This window comes from Vibrio harveyi (assembly GCF_030060435.1).
Taxonomy (GTDB): Bacteria; Pseudomonadota; Gammaproteobacteria; order Enterobacterales; family Vibrionaceae; genus Vibrio; species Vibrio harveyi.
In genome coordinates, this window is the sequence record NZ_CP125876.1 from 1,892,419 (window position 1) to 1,909,121 (window position 16,703).

Below are 16,703 nucleotides of genomic sequence, written 5' to 3' on the forward strand. Positions count from 1 at the left end.
AGTCACTATGGCAATCATTAAAAGTAAAACCAAGCCAACCGACGAGCTGTTTTTGTCGAATAAAGCGATCATGACCGAGTTGGTGAACAACCTTAAAGCCAATATCAAAGCCATCAAACAAGGTGGCGGACAGAAAGCCATCGACCGTCAACGCCTAAAAGGAAAGCTGCCAGTTCGTGAACGCGTCATACACCTTTTGGATGAAGGCAGCGAGTTTCTTGAAGTCGGACAATTCGCCGCGTGGAACGTCTATGAAGAGTCAATTCCTTGCGCAGGTGTCGTCGCGGGCATCGGCACCATTGAAGGCATTCAATGCATGGTAATCGCCAATGATCCCTCAGTTAAAGGCGGCACCTACTACCCGCTCACAGTGAAAAAACATCTGCGCGCACAAGAGATCGCCCAACGTTGCCAATTACCCTGCGTCTATTTGGTGGACTCTGGTGGTGCGAACCTCCCTCATCAAGCGGAAGTCTTCCCAGATAAAGAACACTTTGGGCGGATCTTCTTCAACCAAGCCAGAATGTCGGCACAAGGCATTCCTCAAGTCGCGGTTGTGATGGGGCTTTGTACCGCAGGCGGCGCTTATGTACCTGCGATGGCAGACGTTTCCATCATGGTCAAAGAGCAAGGCACCATATTCTTGGCAGGTCCACCGTTAGTAAAAGCCGCGACGGGTGAAATTGTCACCGATGAAGAGCTAGGCGGAGCCGACGTGCATTGTCGTAAGTCTGGCGTTGCCGATTACTACGCAGAAAACGACCAACACGCATTGCAACTGGCACGCGAAGCCATCTCCAATACCAACCAATCACTCCCAGTTCAAAGCGACAAACCGGTTTTACCACCACGTTACGACGCTGAAGAAATGTACGGCATCGTCAATGCGAATCTGCGCTTGTCTTTTGATGTTCGAGAGATCATCGCTCGTGTGGTCGATGACTCAGACTTCGATGAATTCAAAGCGCTTTATGGCAAGACTTTAGTGTGCGGTTTCGCTCGAATCCACGGCGATCTGATTGGCATTGTTGCGAACAACGGCATCTTGTTTTCTGAGTCCTCACAGAAAGGCGCGCACTTTATTGAACTGTGTGCCAAACGCAAAATTCCCCTACTTTTTTTGCAAAACATCACTGGGTTTATGGTGGGTAAAAAGCTTGAGGCAGAAGGCATTGCCAAACACGGTGCGAAACTGGTGATGGCAGTTGCGTGTGCGGATGTGCCTAAGTTCACCGTGATTATTGGCGGCTCTTACGGTGCAGGCAACTACGGCATGTGCGGTCGTGCCTATGACCCGACCATGATGTGGATGTGGCCAAACGCACGAATCTCCGTCATGGGCGGAGAACAAGCCGCTGGCGTGCTCACTCAAGTACGTCGAGAAGTGAAGAAACGCCAAGGTGAAGAATGGCCAGAGCCAGAAGAAAGTGCATTCCGAGAATCTATCGTAGACTTGTATGAGTCTCAGGGGCATCCCTACTACGCCAGCGCACGTTTATGGGATGACGGCATTATCGACCCGAAAGAAACGCGTCAAGTATTGGCTCAAGCCTTAAAAGCCGCGCTCAATGCGCCAATTCCTGACAGCAACTTTGGCATATTTAGAATGTAGCAATGTAGAGAAGAAAGGACGTCACATGCAGGATCATCAACCGAGTATCATCCCCAATACCCAACGACAAGATGAAGTACTTTGGAACGTCGATGAATTCGGCGTCGCAACACTTACGCTCAATCGCACAGAGAAGCACAATGCGTTTGATGCCTGCATGATTGATCTGCTGATCCACAGGCTGGACTACCTCGCTCTGCGCACCGATGTTAGATGCTTGGTGCTTCGAGGAAACGGCAAACATTTCTCCTCTGGGGCTGATTTGAATTGGATGAAATCCATGGCAAGTAGCACCAGAAAGCAAAACCTAGAAGACGCGCAGAACCTTTCTCGCCTGATGCATACATTGGACGCTTTCCCTCAGCCTACTATTGCTGTTGTGCAAGGTTCGGCTTTTGGTGGTGCATTGGGCTTGATCTGTTGCTGTGATATCGCCATCGCAGCGGAGAATGCGAACTTCTGCTTGAGTGAAGTCAAACTGGGGCTGGTTCCAGCAACCATCTCTCCTTATGTCATGCGAGCAATGGGCAACCGACAAGCTCGTCGTTACATACTCAGCGCCGAAGTGATTAACGCCGCTAAGGCTGAAAAGTTTGGCATTGTGCATGAGGTTCATAAGCTGGATAAAATCGAAGCCGTGGTAGAAAGCTTGATTGATTCTTTGCTGCTCAATAGCCCAGATGCGATGCGAAAAGCCAAAGCCTTATGCCATCAATGCCACCAAAATCCGATTGATGGTCAGCTTATCCAGTACACGAGCCAACTTATCGCCGACATTCGCGTATCGCCGCAAGGACAAGATGGCTTGCAAGCCTTTCTGGAGAAACGAGAACCGGGTTGGATAAACAAGCCAACTAAGGGCAAGAAATGAATTTGCCAAACAAGGTAAATATTGTCGAAGTGGGTGCGAGAGACGGTCTGCAGAACGAATCACCAGTGACCACGCTAGCCAAGATCCGCTTAATCGACCTGCTCTCGGATACAGGACTCACCCATATTGAGGCAGGCTCTTTTGTCTCGCCTAAATGGGTACCTCAAATGGCGGACTCACTCGATGTTATGAAGAAAATCACCCGCCGCCACAACGTCATCTACTCAGCCCTAACGCCTAATGTGCAAGGTTTTGAACAAGCATTGAAAGCTGGCGCTAACCAAGTCGCGATCTTCACCTCCTCATCGGAGGGCTTTTGCCAACACAACATCAATTGCTCGATTGCGGATAGCCTTACCCGCTTTGAGCCAGTAATGGAATTGGCAGCAAAGCATAACATTCCCGTTCGGGGTTACTTATCTTGCGTTGCAGACTGCCCTTACGACGGACCAACCAAGCCCGAGCAAGTCGCAAGAGTCGCTAACCTGCTGATGGAATTAGGCTGCTATGAGCTTTCACTTGGAGACACCATAGGTACAGGCACGCCGATACGCATCGTTAAAATGTTAGAAGCCGTACAAGTAAAAGTCCCAACCAATAAGCTTGCGGTGCATTTTCACGACACATGGGGACAAGCGTTGGCGAATATCTACCAAGCCTTAACGATGGGCATCAATACCATCGATAGTAGTGTGGCTGGGCTTGGTGGTTGCCCTTACGCTCATGGCGCTTCAGGTAATGTTGCTACCGAAGATGTGCTCTACCTTTGCCAAGGCTTAGGAATCGAGACCGGAGTAGATTTGGAGTTGCTCGCAAAAGCAGGATGGATGATCAGTGAAGAGTTAAACCGCCAGCCTACCTCGAAGGTATCGATGGCATTAAAACAACGTTAATCATAAAACAAAAAAGCAGCCTTGCTTAACAGGGCTGCTTTGTATCTTCTAAGTACGATGAATTTTAGATAAAAAAGCGTTAAAACTTGTAAGTAGAACCAACATACCAAGAGCCAATAGACTGGTCGTAATCTTTAATCGGAGTTTCTAGCGTGTAATGGTCAACTTCATAGCCTGCACGGAATGCAAGACCGCCTAGCATTACTGGCGCATATTCCAAGCCAATACCGAGGCGAACCGTGCCGCCATCATCTTTATGATTATAGTTTTTGCCTGTGATATTTTCTTTTACTTCGTAATTGATTGAACCTAAACCAAGTGTCGCAAAAGGACGCAGTCCATTGTTGAATGTGTAACCGACATTTGCTGCGACAGTAAACGTATCGTGGCTTAGTTTTAGGGCTGAGATATTGTGCACTTTCACATCAGTATCCGCATATTTAGTGTATTGCGCTTCAATAGCAATAATGCGGTTGATTTGGTAGCCAGCAATCAATTTGTAAGCAGAGCCGTCTGTATCTGAGGTCAACGGAACGCTTCTTCCTGATTGTAGAGCGAGTTGGTGACTTACATCATTCATGAATCCCGCATCATCGAAATCAGTGCTTCCGACACCCGCACCAAGGTAAAAACCACTCACATCGTGAGCAGATGCAAAGCTAGAAACGAGTGCTGTAAGAAGAAGAGTCTTTTTCATTTTGAATTATCTTTACCGTGTTGTTTGTTTCGGCACACTCTAAAAGCAAGCTCAATCAATAACTAAACGGAAATCAAATTGTTTTTACATTTATATTTACATATCCCTATTAAAAGAGAGGCTTAAAAAACGTTCAAAAATATCAAACCAATGATTTTTAAAGGTTTATTTTCATTTAAACTGTCAGCTTGATTTATAAATTAATCTCGGTAGACTGTGCCGCTTTCAAAATAAAATTAGGTTCTCTTAACTTTTTAATCTCGTTTATCGAGATAGAAGTTGCCTTCTAAAAAGCCAATTTAGCAATGAAATCGATTCAGTTTTCAAACTTAACTTTAGAATGTGCAACAAGGACGTTACGTAATCAAAATGGAAATACAATAGTTCTCAGACCTCTTCCTTACGAGGTTCTTATGCTGCTCTTGCAGAAAAATGAGCCCGTATCCCGAGAAGAGCTTTTCGAGACATGCTGGGAAGGATTGGTCGTGACCGATCAAGCACTAACCAACGTGGTTTCGGGTCTGCGTCGTAATCTTCTTTCTTTGAAAGCACAAAACGCGGAAATCAAGACCATCAGTAAAGTCGGTTATTTTATTCAAGCCGAATCCATTGAAGTCTTGCTACAACCAGTATCTCAGATTGCAGAGCCTGCTTCAGAAGCCATTCGCAATATTGAGAATGAAAGAGTAAAACACCCCCTTCGTGTGCAAAAGAAAGCCAGTACTTTTCTTCTTGCAACGGTGTATGTCATTAGTGCTCTTACCGCTTTATTCACCCTTTTATGTGTTAAGCCACTTTTTGTGAAGCCAAACTACATAAAAAAGGATAACTATAAACACCTAGTCGTTGGTCAAACCAATTTCTATTTGCATGACGCAACTCATGGGTTTATTTCTGCCAGTGATTTAAACCAGATACTCAATGAACTAGCTCAATCACAATGCAATGCGGACGTGTACATACGCCTTTTCCCCTCGATCTATGAGCCAAATATGGTGGCTTTAACCATTTGGTTTCAAAAACCTAACGGAAATAAAAACCATGTGTATCGCTACTTTAATGTTCAGAGAGAGCACCTTCGACAATATATAGCTGACTCTTACGTAAATAAGGAGGCTATATGCGAATTTTAACGATTGTATTCGCAGCCATTGCGTCTGCATTTGCCGTCTATTACGGGCAATTTGAGGAGTACGATTTTAGCGGAACTCGATGGCGTTGTTCTGAAGCAAAGGCAGGTTTCACCTCTGCAGCATATCGTCAATATAAAAGCATCGAAGAGTATACAACTATCTATTTTCCTTCGAATACCAGCGTGATTTATTATCAATCAGGCGTGCTCAATCATAAGTCTGGTTTAAAAGAACCTTTTGAAATTGTACTCACAGCAAAAAATGACGTAGACGGTCAGCGAATTCAGCAAAAATTCAACACTGTCGATTGGAATCTGACACCAACAGAGTCTCCCCTGTTTATCAGAGATAAAGATAGTTTGGTCGGTTTTGAGTCTGATTTAAATTACTTTATTCAAGACGAACGTCTTTTCTTCTTCAACGCCAACGAGAGTGAAGATGTGAACATTCCTTGCCATAAAGTTTGATTGCTTGAGGTTAAATCTCGTAGTTAGCTTTGATTCCGATATCAAAGTGCAACGGCATGCGCCACTTAGCAAAAGGCAGGAAGCCGATGACCAATCCATGCACAAAAAGCAAAAGGACCTTCTTAACGAGATACCTAACATTCTCTATTGACCTCTTGTGAAAACAGCCCAATTATGGCAGCTGATGAATATACCCAAGTGACTTCAAGGCGCTGGATTCAGAGCTTTGTCATTGATTCCCTATTTACCGAAAACAAGCAAGGAAAACAACGCAGCGTAATAGCCAGCTCTTTCCAAGTTGTTTGACTTAGCCATTGGTTTAATAGAAAAGCGAGTCAATGACACGCTTCCAAAGGGCACTCTTTGCAAATAGTAAGGGTCTTGGTTTGTATACTTTGTTGGCGACTCCTGATTTAGACCCACTAGACTTCTAAATCACCGCCGCGTTTACAAACCAGGTCATTCTCGCTGAACCTAGAATCTCGAGTTTACTTGGGTATACAGTTGGGTCTACACAGGAATCAAAAAGAATGAGGTATCAAGAGTCGCCGTACTGATCAAAGAAACATCCCGAAGCAGTATAAATCTAGAGCGGTGATCAACCACATGCAATCACCGTTAAATCTAACATTTAATAGCGATTACGCTACGTAACCTACTACCTTAGCAGGGTTTCCCATTACTATAGCTTTTGAAGGAACGTCTTTTGTAACAACGGCACCAGCACCAACCATTGAACGCTCTCCAATTGTAATCCCTGGTAAAATTGTTGCATTGGCTCCTATTGATGCTCCTCGTTGAACCAGTGTCCTCATAAATTTCTCTGGATATACTTTTGAACGTGGATATTTATCATTACTAAACACCACTGAAGGACCAATAAACGCCCCATCCTCAATAGTGATGCCATCCCAAACATAAACACCTGATTTTATCGTTACGTCATCACCTATAACGACATCATTCTCGATTAAAGTATGAGCACATATGTTGCAGTTGGAGCCTATAACAGCATTCGCAAATATAATCGAAAACTGCCAAACTCTCGTATCCTCTCCAATAGCATTGCTCTTAACATCGCTTAACTCATGTATAAACATATTCTGACCCAGTTGAAACACCAGTTAATTCTAGACCGTAATTCTTATTGATAAATTTCTCAGGTCGTTTTCTTTACGATTCTGCGTATGCCATCTAAAAACAAAATATGTTACAAATGAGTGCTGGCATTGTTGTTTACACTACTGTAGACGGTAACGAGATTTTGGAAAGCGGAGTCTACCGCCAGTTCGGTAGATCACCAAAGAGAATAAGATAAGCGCACAACCAACGAGTTTATTGGAGGTCAGCACTTCGCCGTACCAAATCACACTCAAGATCACTGTCCAGACAGGTTCAAGGATCATAATCAGTGCAGCGTTACCCGCTTGGACAAACTTTTGTCCCATGGTTTGCATCACATAACGCAAGCTGGTTGCCAAAAGCGTACTCAGCGCAAACCAAATCCAAATAGACGTCGATACTTCAGTTGGCACCGTTTCCACCAAAGATGAAATCAACAAACCAATCAAACCCGTGACAAACAATTGGATACACGTCAGTAACAACACAGGCAATTTTTGCGAATACTTGCTGTTTACGTTGAAGTGCAGAGCGAGCATCAAAGCAGCGCCTAAGAACCAAAGTTGACTGCTAGATTGTTGCCAACCACCAGCTAAAGACAAACACCCTAAGCCAAGAATCGCGATTGGTAGTGACACCCAAAAAATTCGTTGAGGTCTTTGACGAAACATAATCCACGCGACAATGGGTACGAACAGCATTGATAGGCTCATGATGAATGCGCCCTCACCTAACGTATCACTAATTGAAATCGCGTAGATCCAACACATCAGCGCGCCTCCCAAAAGCACACCAACGCCTGCCGCGGCAAAAATATCTTTCTTATTGGCAGCACGAAGCGGTTTGATACACAGAGGCAACAAACACAGTGAAGCGATAGTGAATCGCAGACCGATAAATCCGAATGGAGGGAGACCTTGAATGGTTTCTTTAGAGAAGATCCACCCTAATGCCGCGATCATCGTAGTAGCGACGAGCACGAATGCAGCTTTGCGTTCTGAGTTAAACATAATTACTCACAAAAAAGACCCTACGAAGGATTCGTTAGGGGTTCATATATCATTGATTTTAATGCGTGATTGCTAGTTATATTTACATCGCAAATGCTGGACTAAATGTGTACTTAGACTGAGGAGTGTTAACGTTTGCGAAGCGTTCACAGTATACATTGTGACTAATTCATCATCGAGAAAATTACTGTGAAACCCTGTCATTATTTTGTTATTTGAAACCATCAGAATAACAAGAATCCTTTAGGTAAAAACTCAAATACAGTACGGAATAACCTAAGTCTAAATTCGGGGCAAAATGTTACAATAGCAACGAAACAAAACAGACGTCAGGAGGTGCTTTATGAGACATTCAACCGTACTCTTTTTCATTCTGATCGCCTTGCTTATCATTGCTCCAATTGCGCTCGGCTCGCTGTTTAGTCTTATCTCCTCTTTTCGCGTGAGTACTATCGAAGCCGATCCAATATCCATCACACATATCTACGATATGATGATCTACCGCGGTCGATAATGTGTTTTGAAAGATCTCCTATTCTCTAACCGCTCTTGCTTATACCCAAGTAGCCTCGAGATGCTAGGTTCAGCGAGAATAACTTAGTTTGTAGACGCGGCGGCGATCTAAAAGTCTGGTGGGTATAAATCAGGGCGGTTTTCAATTTCCTTCACCTCTTAAAACAATACTGAGCCCACTCAAATCAAACAAAACTCACCATTTTTCAAAAGGCAAAAGCTAAGCACCTCTTTTCACTTTAGTTTTATTGGTAATGATTTTGTCCAATCCATCGAGTTGGTGCGTATTAGTAATGAAAACCACAACTAAATCGGCTTGTACATAGCGATATCGCCAGTACCTGCTTACTCTTTAACCTACAACAATAAAAAACAAACCCGTTCATTCACCTCACGAATAAGAGCGAAGAACCTGTTTGTAAAACGCCCAAGTTAGTGAAAACGCATTCAAATTACTAGGGAATCAGTGATGAGATTAAAGAACACACAATGCATGAGCACAGTGCTGAAGACGACTCTCGTCGTCACTATGTGCTTCTCTCCGATCACCTTCGCATCCGACACCAATACCGATGCTCAATTTGAGGTTGGTAAGGAAAAGGCGAAAGTATGTATGACGTGTCATGGTACCGACGGAATTTCTACTATCGACGCCTACCCGAATTTGCGCGGTCAGAAAAAGAGCTATCTAATTTCGTCTTTGAAGGATTACAAAGCGCGTGAGCGCACAAGTGGTCTGGCGGTATTAATGCAGCAGCAAGCTGATGCGCTTTCTGATCAAGATATCGAAGACATCGCCCATTACTACTCACAGTTAGGTAACGAGCCGCAGCCTTAAACGAGGAGCGTTCTTATGGAACAAGCAGCAACTCAATACAACACTCAAGTTGTGAAGTATTTTGTGTTGGCATCGTTAGTGTGGGCTATTGCAGGGATGATCATCGGTGTCATTCTTGCCGCGCAGTTATATTGGCCCGTGCTCAACTTTGATTCTCAATACTTCCAATTCGGTCGCCTGAGACCATTACATACTTCCGGCGTGATATACGGTTTTGTCGTCAACATTTTGATGGGTACTTCTCTCTACATCGCTCAACGCACCGGACGCTGTAATCTCTTCAATCAAAGTTTATCTTGGATGGTTTTCTGGGGATGGCAATTGGTGCTGTTCTTAGCACTCGTTACGTTACCGGCTGGCTACACGACATCTAAGGAGTATGCAGAATTAGAATGGCCAATCGACGTACTGATCGTCTTGGTCTGGGTGCTCTACGCTGTGCTGTTTTTCGGCACGATTGCGAAGCGGAAAGTTGACCATATCTTCGTTGCGAACTGGTTCTTCGCCGCCTTTATCATTGTTATTGCGATGATTTTCATCGTGAACAACCTTGCCATGCCCGTCTCTTTGATGAAGTCCTATTCTGTGTTTGCCGGAGCGCAAGACGCTATCGTGCAATGGTGGTGGGGGCACAACGCGGTGGGCTTTTTGCTGACTGCCGGTGTGATTGGTATGAACTATTATTTCATACCTAAAGCCGCTGACCGCCCTATCTACTCTTACCGTTTGTCTGTGATCCACTTTTGGGGGTTGGTTGGTTTTTACACTTGGGCAGGTACTCATCATTTGGTTTATTCATCAGTACCTGTTTGGGTGCAAAACATTGGCATCATCATGTCTCTCATCCTTTGGCTTCCTTCTTGGGCAGGCGCTTTCAACAGCGCGATGACACTTCTACAAAACAAAGAGAAGCTCAAGTCTGACTACATTTGCCTGTTCTTCTTCTCGGCAATTCTTTATTACTGCTTGGCCACATTTGAAGGTCCTCTATTGGCGATTCGCTGGTTCAACATGTTAGCGCATAACACCGAATGGGTGATCGGGCACGTTCACTCTGGCGCATTAGGTTGGGTGGGCATGTCCGGCATTGCGGTGTTCTATTACTTCATCCCGCGTCTGTGGAGCAAAACCGAACTTTGGTCGCAGCGTTTGATCAAGTGGCACTTCTGGCTCGCCCATGCCGGTGTCGCCATCTACGCTATCGCACTTTGGGTGGCAGGTATTGGCGAAGGCTACATGTGGCTAACCCAAAACGAGAATGGCGAACTGGTTTACAGCTTTATTGAAGCCATGAACTTTAAAGCGCCATGGTTGTTCTTACGTTTCTTTGGTGGCGCACTCTTTGTACTTGGCTTGTTCCTGATGGCGTTTAACTTGTATAAGACCGTGCGTTCTCCATCCGTACTAGTGGCAAAGGAGGCATAAGATGAGCAAAGACTTTACTCACTCGGTTATCATCTTAATCATCACCACGATGGTTGTAGCTTCTTTTTCACTCGCAGTTTGGGTTGTGCCGAATATTCTTCGCACGGATGACATCGCCAAAGGCAGTTTAGCTAAGCCCCTAACCGCAATTGAGCTTGCGGGTCGCGATATCTACATCAGCGAAGGTTGCCATGTGTGCCACACACAAATGGTTCGCCCATTGGAACCTGAAATCAAGCGCAATGGTCGCGCTAACCAAGAGGCTGATGATATTTACGAGTTCCCAAACTTGTGGGGGTCTAAACGTACTGGACCAGACTTAACCAACCTAGGCCGGAAATATTCGGACCAATGGCATGTATTGCACCTTATCGATCCACGCCAAGTTGTACCAACATCCATCATGCCTGCTTACCCTTGGTTGTTTGAGCAAACTCTGTCTGGTAATGCCATTGGCAACAAGATGGAAACACTGCGTACATTAGGCGTACCCTATACCGACCAAGAGATATCAGACGCACGTCTACAAATTCGAGGTAAAACCAAGGGTGAAGCTTTGATTCGTTACCTTCAAAGCCTTGGTCAAGACACAGCACAGGAGGTGGCACCATGAGCACATTCTGGAACTGGTGGGCAGTTGCCTGCACCATAATATTTTTTGCCCTTATGGTGAGTGTTATCGTCAAGTATTGGCGAAGCAACCACAAAGCAGATCAAGACCACACCATTGCTTCTTTTGATGGTATAGATGAAAAAGATGCCCCACCACCTAAGCTGCTGTTTATAAGTTACGCTGTCGCGTTTTTACTCTCTGCAGGCTATTTAGTGTTGTATCCAGGGCTAGGTGAATGGAAAGGATTGGTGAATTATGACCAAGGAAATGACAAACTCAGCTCACCTTCGACCACACTCGATCAGCAGTTTAGCCAAGTAACAAACACCTCTTTGGCGGTACTTGCACAAAATACCGACATCGTACGCACTGGACGCATGCTGTTTCAAACCCATTGCGCCGCTTGTCATAGAGATAACGCGCAAGGGCAAAAACACTTTCCTAACCTTATCGATAAAGAATGGATGTATGGTGGAGATGACGATGCCATTATTCACTCCATCGCAAAAGGGCGTAACGGTGCTATGCCGGGATGGGTAGAGGTAATGAGAAAAGACGAAGTAAATAAAGTCGCCTATTACCTTGCCTCTCTCAATCAACGCCACAGTGACGTGCCAGAGGTAAAAGTTGAACTTGGTAAACGTCTGTTTGTGGAATACTGCGCTTCATGCCATGGAGATGGCTCCATCGCAAACCAACAAACCGGTGTGCCTGATTTGTCAGACAGCGTTTGGCTTCATGGCGGCAGCATCGAAGAGATTCAACACACCATCAATTACGGTTTGAATAATCTGATGCCAGCGTTTGAAAACCAGCTTTCCGAAAACGAGGTCCTTGCGATTGGTGCCTACATCCGCAAAGCCGGCGAAGAGGAAGAGCAAAAACTCGCAGCACTTAACGCTCAATCTGTCGAACGTGGTGAATATCTCGCGCACGCGGGGGACTGCGTGGCTTGTCACAGTGCTGAAGGTGGCGAACCTTTTGCGGGCGGTCTGCCGTTTGTTACGCCTTTTGGTACCATCTACTCCACTAACATCACGCCTCATGCCAGTGAAGGTATTGGTGAGTATAACTATGATGACTTTCGTGATGCACTCGTAAAAGGTAAAGGCAAACACGGTTATCTCTACCCTGCTATGCCTTACACCTCTTATCAATATCTGACTGAACAAGATATGACGGATTTGTGGGAGTACATGCAGTCTATTCCTGCCGTGGCGCGTCGTAACGATGAAAACCACATGATGTTCCCATCGAACATTCGTCTTGGTCTCCTTGGCTGGAACATTGTCTTTATGGACACCGACCCCATCGACTACAGCCTACCTTCAGAGCTTGAAGGTACGGTGGATGACGTAGAGAAGTGGCAGAAAGGCAAATACTGGGTGGCAGGCTTAGGACACTGCTCAGAGTGCCACACGCCGCGTAATATTGCTCAAGCGCTAATTCCTGAGCGCATCTTCCAAGGTAACCTGATAGACGGCTGGAACGCACCTGACATTACGTCTACGGAGCTGTACGTGGGTGGTTGGGATGAAAAGACACTGACCGACTTCTTGCACACAGGTCATTCAGACAAAGGTACCGCTTTTGCCGGGATGGCTGACGTGGTCAAAAACAGCTTGAGTTTGATGACGCGCGAAGACATCGAGTCCATGTCCTATTACCTACTCAGCGGTGACGTAAACAACTTCATTGCTGCCGATGCGGTGCCTTTAGAGCCGAAAGGGTTCGATGAAGCTGCCTATCAAGATCCGATCTATGCTACTTACAAACAAACGTGTGGCGCGTGTCATGGGAACGATGGTAAAGGTCGAGCCCCTATTGCACCAACGCTCTTGAACAATGGCATCATCATGCACAGTGACCCATTCAATACTATTGCGGTAACGGTGCGTGGCTTACAGCCTACCTATATTGATCCGGAGCGTAACTTCATGCCGATGGCAAGTTTTGAGGATATCCTCTCTGACGCACGTTTAGCCGAGCTCATTACCTTTGTACGTAGGCATCTCGGGGATCAACAGCAGGAAGTGACGGCGGCAGATGTGCGAGAAGTGAGAGAAACATTGGAAGCGGCTGGATATGCTGGCGGTCTGCACACCACCCCAGACATGTACGACAGGCGCGACAACACTATCAACATTCGCTAGGGTCAGCAGACTTCAGGACCTGTGTTCCCTGGCTAACAGGAATAAAAAAAGCCAATCACAATTGGGTGATTGGCTATATATTTCTGTGAACAATCTGGTTCACTAACAACGTCAGTTGGCTAGGTGACCCTCGGCTTAAAAGGGTCATGTAAACTAAAGCATTAGACATGCCAACTTTTCGATGCAGTAAAACCGATTGTTATTTAATCATTTGCAGTCAAATTGAACGAATAATCACACTAACCACTTTCCACTTATTGCATATTGCGAACAAGACCTTGCAATATGCAAATACAATCTTCAATTCATTTATGGCTTACGGGCGAGATCTCGCGCTAAAATTAATGCCAAACCGAAGACTTGAAGAAACAAACCAATACTTTTATACCAAGCCATCTTTTCTTCCAAACCTGTCATCACTTCCGTGGTTTCCAAGTTGGCAAGGTAATAGCTGTCTATACGATTACGGTAGTTATTTTGCGCCTGATTGATCTCAGACATCAGATTAGGTAACTGTTCAATTTGGATTGGACTTACTTCCTGCCCTGTCCATGCTGACAAATGCCCTCTCAACACTTGGTTCATTTCTTCTGAAACAGGTTCACTCTGAGCAAGGTGCAAATGCAACAACAATACTTCCCGCTTTCGCTCCAATGTTTCGACACTATTCCAAGCGAGTTGTATCGAATAGAGGTTATCGGCTTTTTGTTCAGCCAGTAAACTGATCTCTTTACCGAGTTTATCTAACACAACACTGGTTAAGATAATCGCAGCAATATTAAGAACCAGTCCAACAAACACCAATAGCCATGCAGGCGGTAAGTATGTCGATTTTTTTACCATAAGCTCCCGTAAGGTAAATAGATCAAGTTAAGGGCTACTAAACCAATCATAGTAAAGAAGGTTAACTTCATCCCTGTAATTCGACCTTTTAAATCCTCACCGAGAATTCCCTTTGCGTGAATCACACGCCCAATCACAAATACAATACCAGCAAGGTGTATCCACAGTAGCGAAGCGCCGTTGTATTCTAATAACGCCATTAAAATGAGTGTGATAGGAACGTATTCACTTGCATTGCTTTGTGCGCTGCGAGCGATTTGAAGCGCCTCAACTCCACCATCGGCGTAAGCGATTTTGTTGCTGCGGCGTTGCTTGATGACTTGAAAAGCGAGCCAGATGAGCAGTAATGCGAGAATAGATGCGTAAAGCGCGGTAACCATAAAACTTCCTTCTTTAAATATTATTGTGAGCTAATTATTCTATAAAAAACATATTTATAAAATACATACATTCTTGATTTAGAGTGACTAGATCTTTAAATCGCCGCCGCGTCTACAAACCAAGGCATTCTACCTGAACCGGGCATCCCGAAGTTGCTTGGGTATAAATTAGCCCTATAAATCTAAAGAAAGAAATCATCAAAGAGAGTGGTTAGCGAGCTTTTTACGCTTAGAAAGCTTGGCGATACCTTCGCAGATCGTGAACAGCAGACCCACCCAAATAAAAGCAAATGTCACCGCTTTTACACTATCGAATAGTTCACCAAAGAACACGACGGCCAATACAAATTGAAGACTCGGTTCAATGTATTGCATCAACCCTACTGTCGACAGGTTAGTAATTCGGATCGCAATCGAATAAAAAATCAGTGGGAGAATAGTTACTGGCGCACTTCCTAAATAAAGCATGAACGTGGTCATATCGACGGTTGAAGATAACTCACCGATCGTCCATTGCTTAAACATCAGATATGCCAATGCGATTGGGGTAAGCACCACCGCTTCAATAAAGAGTGTTGTACTCCAATCAAAGTTAATCTTTTTCTTAAATAAGCCATAAAGAGAAAAGAATAAGCCCATTGTCAGTGCCACTAATGGTAACTGACCATATTGGATAACCTGATAAACTACACCGATGGTTGCTAAAAGAATGGCGATGAACTGACCTTTTGACAGCTTATCACCAAGGACAAAAACACCCAGCGCAACAGAAACCAAAGGTCCAATAAAGAAGCCTAAGCTCGCATCAATAACACGGTTATTGGTTAACGCCCAAGTGAATGCAACCCAAGAAATACACATTAGGCTACTTGCAACAAAGGTATACCAAAGGGACTTTTTATCTTTCCAGATAGCAGCCCATTTCGGCATGTGATGCGTGATCACCAGTACTAATAGAAACCCCACAGGTACAGAGCCGATGATGCGCAGCGCCAACAGTTCATCCATTGATGCATTTGGCAGAAAGCGATAGTAAACAGGCAACAATCCCCAGATAACAAAGGAAAGTGCAGCCATAAAATTGCCGTAACGATTGTTGTTCATAACTGACTCGACAAATAAAAAAGTGACGCGATTCTATAGAGCAAATTTGGTTTGTAAAGCGAAACAAAAGGACCAATACTCGCTATAAGGCTAGGCCTTGAATTACCGCGGTAATTCCACTAATAAAACACAGCGCTAGCGCACCGAAACGCACTTTTTCTTTAGGCAAGGACTGTGTTGTTTTTATTGCCAACCAATAGCCGAATGCGGCTGCAGGCAGTAAGGGCAAAGTAATGATCAAATGATGAAGATTGAAGAATCCCACCGGAATTTGAACCACCAACGAGATAATAGAGCTAAACACAAAGAAAGCAGAAAGGTTACCACGTAACTGGTTCGCTTCTTGATGCTGAAGTAGTAACGCCATTGGCGGTCCACCGATCGCGGAGCTTGTACCAAAGAGCCCCGAAAAGAAACCTGCAAACGTCATGCGTCCTGGTGTTGGCTCAATGCGAAAAGGTAAGACACTCACAGCCACAGCAAAAAGCACGAGAAAACCAATCCAAAGCGTTAACGCTTCTGTCGAAACATAAAACAACAGCGCCCCACCCGCTAACGATCCGGGAATACGACCGATCAACGCCATCTTCAAACCACCGAGTTCAACATTACTGCGGTGCTTCATCGCATTCATTAATGAAATAAACAATGCAACTAAACAGATGGGAGCAGGAACGTATTCCGGAGCCCATAGAATAAGTAGTGGAGCCGCGACAATAGCCAAGCCAAAGCCAATAGCCGTTTGTACATAAGAGCCGAGGAAAATCAGCCCCATTGCAAGCAAATTAGTAGAATCGAATTCCATCGATGCGTTCTTATATTTTATCTATTTATTAGAGAGTTAGTTAAATATAAATTATCTATTATTCACCTACTCTCGCCCTGCGTAGGATTCATCAAACCTATCTAAAACACAATCAAAATATTTCAATAACCGAACTTTAGAGGCTCACTTTCTGCAACTTCGAATTTTGTACAAAGATGCAATGTTTAATTTATCAATACTCCTCTATCCAGAACACAAAATCG

The 16,703-nt window shown here is 44.7% G+C and carries 17 protein-coding genes and 1 pseudogene; 10 read left to right on the forward strand and 8 right to left on the reverse strand.

All coding sequences use genetic code 11. The annotated features are described in order from the left end of the window. Positions 1 to 7: 7 nt before the first annotated feature. The 3 genes from QMY49_RS25020 to QMY49_RS25030 are packed head-to-tail and all read left to right on the forward strand — an operon-like array spanning position 8 to position 3,376. Entirely contained in the window at positions 8 to 1,612 is a 1,605-nt protein-coding gene (locus QMY49_RS25020; protein WP_283315115.1) for a carboxyl transferase domain-containing protein, read from the forward strand. Between the two features lie 25 nt (positions 1,613 to 1,637). Continuing rightward, positions 1,638 to 2,483, forward strand: coding sequence for an enoyl-CoA hydratase-related protein (locus tag QMY49_RS25025; protein ID WP_047515658.1), 846 nt, complete (start codon positions 1,638 to 1,640; stop codon positions 2,481 to 2,483). Beyond that, complete coding sequence (locus tag QMY49_RS25030; RefSeq protein ID WP_283315119.1) at positions 2,480 to 3,376, forward strand: hydroxymethylglutaryl-CoA lyase; 897 nt, start codon at positions 2,480 to 2,482, stop codon at positions 3,374 to 3,376. The genes QMY49_RS25025 and QMY49_RS25030 overlap by 4 nt, the downstream gene beginning before the upstream one ends. A 79-nt stretch (positions 3,377 to 3,455) precedes the next feature. On the opposite strand, the gene QMY49_RS25035 is transcribed toward QMY49_RS25030, so the two are convergent. Then, the gene (locus QMY49_RS25035) at positions 3,456 to 4,073 is read right to left on the reverse strand and encodes a porin family protein (protein ID WP_050939893.1); all 618 of its coding nucleotides are present in this window, start codon (positions 4,071 to 4,073) and stop codon (positions 3,456 to 3,458) included. A gap of 305 nt (positions 4,074 to 4,378) precedes the next feature. Between QMY49_RS25035 and QMY49_RS25040 the strand changes: the two genes are divergently transcribed. Further along, complete coding sequence (locus QMY49_RS25040) at positions 4,379 to 5,206, forward strand: winged helix-turn-helix domain-containing protein (protein ID WP_101960310.1); 828 nt, start codon at positions 4,379 to 4,381, stop codon at positions 5,204 to 5,206. Next, positions 5,194 to 5,673: a hypothetical protein gene (locus QMY49_RS25045; RefSeq protein WP_005451582.1), complete on the forward strand. Its 480-nt coding sequence runs from the start codon at positions 5,194 to 5,196 to the stop codon at positions 5,671 to 5,673. The genes QMY49_RS25040 and QMY49_RS25045 overlap by 13 nt, the downstream gene beginning before the upstream one ends. A 10-nt stretch (positions 5,674 to 5,683) precedes the next feature. On the opposite strand, the pseudogene QMY49_RS27340 reads toward QMY49_RS25045, so the two are convergent. The 3 genes and pseudogenes from QMY49_RS27340 to QMY49_RS25055 form a co-directional block, all read right to left on the reverse strand. Further along, positions 5,684 to 5,773 (reverse strand): annotated as a pseudogene (locus tag QMY49_RS27340) (DUF2301 domain-containing membrane protein); the annotation flags it as partial. A 541-nt stretch (positions 5,774 to 6,314) separates the two neighbouring features. Further along, positions 6,315 to 6,773: an acyltransferase gene (locus QMY49_RS25050; protein ID WP_026000198.1), complete on the reverse strand. Its 459-nt coding sequence runs from the start codon at positions 6,771 to 6,773 to the stop codon at positions 6,315 to 6,317. A 141-nt stretch (positions 6,774 to 6,914) separates the two neighbouring features. Then, positions 6,915 to 7,805, reverse strand: coding sequence for a DMT family transporter (locus QMY49_RS25055; protein ID WP_017188965.1), 891 nt, complete (start codon positions 7,803 to 7,805; stop codon positions 6,915 to 6,917). Between the two features lie 343 nt (positions 7,806 to 8,148). Between QMY49_RS25055 and QMY49_RS25060 the strand changes: the two genes are divergently transcribed. The 5 genes from QMY49_RS25060 to QMY49_RS25080 all read left to right on the forward strand — a co-directional run bounded on the left by QMY49_RS25060 (position 8,149) and on the right by QMY49_RS25080 (position 13,347). Next, on the forward strand, positions 8,149 to 8,319 hold the full coding sequence (locus QMY49_RS25060) for a hypothetical protein (protein WP_009696160.1): 171 nt from the start codon (positions 8,149 to 8,151) through the stop codon (positions 8,317 to 8,319). 468 nt (positions 8,320 to 8,787) lie between these two features. Further along, the gene (locus QMY49_RS25065) at positions 8,788 to 9,156 is read left to right on the forward strand and encodes a c-type cytochrome (RefSeq protein ID WP_050936004.1); all 369 of its coding nucleotides are present in this window, start codon (positions 8,788 to 8,790) and stop codon (positions 9,154 to 9,156) included. 15 nt (positions 9,157 to 9,171) lie between these two features. Then, positions 9,172 to 10,581 carry a cytochrome-c oxidase, cbb3-type subunit I gene (ccoN, locus tag QMY49_RS25070; protein ID WP_283315147.1) on the forward strand — a complete coding sequence of 470 codons (1,410 nt, stop codon included), beginning with the start codon at positions 9,172 to 9,174 and terminating at the stop codon, positions 10,579 to 10,581. Position 10,582: 1 nt separating this feature from the next. Beyond that, entirely contained in the window at positions 10,583 to 11,194 is a 612-nt protein-coding gene (locus QMY49_RS25075; protein ID WP_274793045.1) for a cbb3-type cytochrome c oxidase subunit II, read from the forward strand. Further along, complete coding sequence (locus QMY49_RS25080) at positions 11,191 to 13,347, forward strand: cytochrome c (protein WP_283315150.1); 2,157 nt, start codon at positions 11,191 to 11,193, stop codon at positions 13,345 to 13,347. The genes QMY49_RS25075 and QMY49_RS25080 overlap by 4 nt, the downstream gene beginning before the upstream one ends. A gap of 309 nt (positions 13,348 to 13,656) precedes the next feature. Here the strand turns inward: QMY49_RS25080 and QMY49_RS25085 are convergent, their stop codons facing one another. The 4 genes from QMY49_RS25085 to QMY49_RS25100 all read right to left on the reverse strand — a co-directional run bounded on the left by QMY49_RS25085 (position 13,657) and on the right by QMY49_RS25100 (position 16,479). Further along, on the reverse strand, positions 13,657 to 14,190 hold the full coding sequence (locus QMY49_RS25085; protein WP_038898728.1) for a hypothetical protein: 534 nt from the start codon (positions 14,188 to 14,190) through the stop codon (positions 13,657 to 13,659). After that, positions 14,184 to 14,570: an MAPEG family protein gene (locus QMY49_RS25090; protein WP_005449392.1), complete on the reverse strand. Its 387-nt coding sequence runs from the start codon at positions 14,568 to 14,570 to the stop codon at positions 14,184 to 14,186. The genes QMY49_RS25085 and QMY49_RS25090 overlap by 7 nt, the downstream gene beginning before the upstream one ends. A gap of 198 nt (positions 14,571 to 14,768) precedes the next feature. Continuing rightward, positions 14,769 to 15,674 (reverse strand): EamA family transporter RarD, encoded by a 906-nt coding sequence (gene rarD / locus QMY49_RS25095; RefSeq protein ID WP_005449393.1) that lies wholly within the window; start codon positions 15,672 to 15,674, stop codon positions 14,769 to 14,771. Positions 15,675 to 15,756: 82 nt separating this feature from the next. Next, positions 15,757 to 16,479: a sulfite exporter TauE/SafE family protein gene (locus QMY49_RS25100; RefSeq protein WP_005449394.1), complete on the reverse strand. Its 723-nt coding sequence runs from the start codon at positions 16,477 to 16,479 to the stop codon at positions 15,757 to 15,759. Between the last annotated feature and the right edge of the window lie 224 nt (positions 16,480 to 16,703).

Excerpts from the sequence above, each read along its gene's own strand:
- QMY49_RS25075 (WP_274793045.1), top strand. The coding sequence starts at position 10,583 with ATGAGCAAAGACTTTACTCACTCGGTTATCATCTTAATCATCACCACG.
- QMY49_RS25090 (WP_005449392.1), bottom strand. The coding sequence starts at position 14,570 with ATGGTTACCGCGCTTTACGCATCTATTCTCGCATTACTGCTCATCTGG.
- QMY49_RS25040 (WP_101960310.1), top strand. The coding sequence starts at position 4,379 with ATGAAATCGATTCAGTTTTCAAACTTAACTTTAGAATGTGCAACAAGG.
- QMY49_RS25065 (WP_050936004.1), top strand. The coding sequence starts at position 8,788 with ATGAGATTAAAGAACACACAATGCATGAGCACAGTGCTGAAGACGACT.
- ccoN (WP_283315147.1), top strand. The coding sequence starts at position 9,172 with ATGGAACAAGCAGCAACTCAATACAACACTCAAGTTGTGAAGTATTTT.
- QMY49_RS25050 (WP_026000198.1), bottom strand. The coding sequence starts at position 6,773 with ATGTTTATACATGAGTTAAGCGATGTTAAGAGCAATGCTATTGGAGAG.
- QMY49_RS25035 (WP_050939893.1), bottom strand. The coding sequence starts at position 4,073 with ATGAAAAAGACTCTTCTTCTTACAGCACTCGTTTCTAGCTTTGCATCT.
- QMY49_RS25100 (WP_005449394.1), bottom strand. The coding sequence starts at position 16,479 with ATGGAATTCGATTCTACTAATTTGCTTGCAATGGGGCTGATTTTCCTC.
- QMY49_RS25045 (WP_005451582.1), top strand. The coding sequence starts at position 5,194 with ATGCGAATTTTAACGATTGTATTCGCAGCCATTGCGTCTGCATTTGCC.
- QMY49_RS25060 (WP_009696160.1), top strand. The coding sequence starts at position 8,149 with ATGAGACATTCAACCGTACTCTTTTTCATTCTGATCGCCTTGCTTATC.
- QMY49_RS25020 (WP_283315115.1), top strand. The coding sequence starts at position 8 with ATGGCAATCATTAAAAGTAAAACCAAGCCAACCGACGAGCTGTTTTTG.
- QMY49_RS25025 (WP_047515658.1), top strand. The coding sequence starts at position 1,638 with ATGCAGGATCATCAACCGAGTATCATCCCCAATACCCAACGACAAGAT.
- QMY49_RS25055 (WP_017188965.1), bottom strand. The coding sequence starts at position 7,805 with ATGTTTAACTCAGAACGCAAAGCTGCATTCGTGCTCGTCGCTACTACG.
- QMY49_RS25085 (WP_038898728.1), bottom strand. The coding sequence starts at position 14,190 with ATGGTAAAAAAATCGACATACTTACCGCCTGCATGGCTATTGGTGTTT.
- rarD (WP_005449393.1), bottom strand. The coding sequence starts at position 15,674 with ATGAACAACAATCGTTACGGCAATTTTATGGCTGCACTTTCCTTTGTT.
- QMY49_RS25080 (WP_283315150.1), top strand. The coding sequence starts at position 11,191 with ATGAGCACATTCTGGAACTGGTGGGCAGTTGCCTGCACCATAATATTT.
- QMY49_RS25030 (WP_283315119.1), top strand. The coding sequence starts at position 2,480 with ATGAATTTGCCAAACAAGGTAAATATTGTCGAAGTGGGTGCGAGAGAC.